This window comes from Microcystis sp. M179S2 (genome assembly GCF_020245805.1).
Classification (GTDB): Bacteria; Cyanobacteriota; Cyanobacteriia; order Cyanobacteriales; family Microcystaceae; genus Microcystis; species Microcystis aeruginosa.
On the sequence record NZ_JADBUE010000031.1, the window covers coordinates 1 to 2,663 of the forward strand.

General features: G+C 39.7%; 2 protein-coding genes. Both read right to left on the minus strand.

Annotated elements, in window-relative coordinates; genetic code table 11:
• Nucleotides 1–871: 871 nt before the first annotated feature.
• Nucleotides 872–1,984 carry a hypothetical protein gene (locus IM500_RS01725; protein WP_190718460.1) on the minus strand — a complete coding sequence of 371 codons (1,113 nt, stop codon included), beginning with the start codon at nt 1,982–1,984 and terminating at the stop codon, nt 872–874.
• Nucleotides 1,985–2,113: 129 nt separating this feature from the next.
• Nucleotides 2,114–2,428 (minus strand): DUF1825 family protein, encoded by a 315-nt coding sequence (locus tag IM500_RS01730; RefSeq protein ID WP_002767238.1) that lies wholly within the window; start codon nt 2,426–2,428, stop codon nt 2,114–2,116.
• Nucleotides 2,429–2,663 lie beyond the last annotated feature (235 nt).

Here is a 2,663-nt window from a genome sequence, read left to right on the forward strand (position 1 = left end):
AAATTTTGCCTCAAACCCTGTCTGCGTAAAGATTTCAGGAGTTTGTACCCAGTAGTTTATTAGTATTACATTGCTTTAACTCAGGCTCTGTAAGACTTTGAGCCATAGCTAGTATATTTATACGGGGGAAGTTCAGTTATTGATAATATTGAGTCCCATTTATGGCCAATTTTACAGAAAAGGGGCTGATTTTTGTGTGGGTTATTTTAATTGGCGCGGTTGGCAGTAACCTTTACACCTTTAAGACCTTTGACCTTTATAATGAGCTAAGACCATTTGATAACAAGAAATGGGGGATATTCCTTTTAATCTTTATCTTCAGTCATTTATTCCCAAATAGCAACGACTATACTAATAGGTAAAAAAACAACAAGAAAGGGAAGAGAAATTAAAATTATTAATAAATCAATCAAAAAAATTAGGTCTCGACTTTTAAAGTATCTAAACTTGTTTTCATAAGGCTTTGAAAGTAAAGAGATACATTTTTAGCGTATCTGGATTTTGTGTATTTTCTCAGTTTTTTTAAAACTTTTTTACTCTTAATAGAAAGAATAGATTCATAAATAGGGTCTGCTGAATAAATGTGAAATATAGACGAGGTAAGGGTTTTAGGGTTTTGTTTGGCGAAACAGGTGCAAGATTTTGAGAGAATCGTGGTTCAAAACCTGGCATCTTCATCAGCCCGCGTCCTGTAGGGGCGAAGCATTCGGGCATAACCTATCGGTGAAACCGTAGATTTCCTATCCGAATGCTTCGCCCCTACTTTTTGCCGCAAGCCCTAAATATATTTTTATTCCTCATAATAGCCCCATTCATGCAATTGTACTCCTGACTCCTAACCCAACCAACAAACTTTTTCAGCCAACCCTACTTAGGTTCTCACTAAGGATTTATTGACAGTGGCTTCAATTTGATAAATAGATGAAAGGACGCTACCTTGATGATTATTGACTAGATCATATTTGACTTCTTGTAAATAATTAAAAATGGCATCCCGCAGAATCGGTTTTTCAATGTTTACCCGGTGCTGATAGTCCCATAAATCCCAAACTATCAAACCAATTCCCACGATTGGATCGATTAATTCTGCCCCAAAACTACTCGCTACTGCTCCACCGGTTTTAGTGGCAATTTTCGCCCCCGTTTTTCCCGCTAGGGACAAATAAACTGTGCTGCCCACTTTCATCACTGGGACCAGAGATTTAACTCCTAAAGCAGTGGTGCCACCGACTAAAAGTTTAATTGATGTGTTAGAAATATTGCCCTCGGTATCTTGAATTGTTATGGCTATATCACTAAGATAACGGTCCCATTTGCCTTGGGGAATTTGATAACTGGCCTGAATATTCTCTAATTCATTGCTTAAATTATTGACATATAAATTAACGGCATCCCTAGTAATTCTCTCTAGACGCAATTGGGCCTCTTGGGGACGAATTACCCGTTTAGTAAACTCGGTTTGAATAGTTTTGGTCAAATTTTCCGCCACCACCTGTTCCGGGGGTGGATTATCTGTATTGACCCAGTGAGCGATCGAGGAGTATAATCCGCTTAAAAAGGCCTTGCCCTCAAATTGTTTTTGATTGAAATAGTTAAAATACCAAGGCAAAAAACCCTGATCTACTCTTGTCATCAACTCCTCCACCCATCCCTCAATTTCTCCTAGGGCGAAGCTTTGAGAATTTGCTCTCGCTGTCTGTAAAGCTTGGCTAATCTCCCGATCAATTTTACTGTTAGATTTTTCGGGTATAGTGATGGGAATCTCTAGGTTAGTTTCGGTAGCAACCCTAGTTTTTAACGGTTCATTGCCGGCAGTTCCTAGCCAAATTTTCCCTAAAAGAGGCAAGATAACCACTAGAACAACTATAGCCCAAATTAACGGGGTTATTGCCTTAATCAGTTGACTGATTGCCTGAATGCGGTTAGTTTTTTCACTATACTGAGGTGGCTCAATATTCTCTTGTGAATCTGGCCTGGAGTTCATCAGTTAACCTACTTAAAATTATTAGATCATTGTTCTCAAAAAACCGCAGAAACCCCAATTTTCCGAGCAGTAAACTGGAGAGGGCATATCGGGTAAAAGGCAGCCAATACCCGATAAATATCGGCAATTTTAGCGAATCTCTGCCTTCATCCGTTCAAGGGTTTGCTCCATTTGGTCGAACATCATTTGGGGAGTCATACCAAATTGACCTAATTGGGTTTTTAGCTGTTCTACGGTCATTTGGGCGGAGAAATCCTCAGATAACTCGAAACGCTTCATAAATATCTTGTAGCGTTCCATTAACTCCTCCATCCTATCGATAAAGATGATTTTGCCCTCTCGATCGAATTTACCGTACTCGCTGCCTAGTTGTGTGAGGGACTGGTAATCCTCAAATAGCTGTCTAGCTTCCTGTTGAACCACTTCTGAGTCAAAGAATCCCATAATCTTAAAACTGCTTATCGTCGATAGTTATTCTCTCCCCTATTTTATTTTAGCCGGGGAAAAAGTCTAGCTCCAGCCGATTTACGGATTACCGTATTGCTGGACTTCCCCGTTGACAAAAAGCCATAACCTATGCTGTAGGAGGGATTAAGAGAATTTCTGATGCCCCGTTACTGGGTACAAATCAGGGAAACTCCCAATAAATCTAACGCTTTTTGTTGCAGTTGGGTCGGTC

Coding starts and splice junctions, on each gene's coding strand:
- IM500_RS01725 (WP_190718460.1), bottom strand. CDS start 1,984: ATGAACTCCAGGCCAGATTCACAAGAGAATATTGAGCCACCTCAGTAT.
- IM500_RS01730 (WP_002767238.1), bottom strand. CDS start 2,428: ATGGGATTCTTTGACTCAGAAGTGGTTCAACAGGAAGCTAGACAGCTA.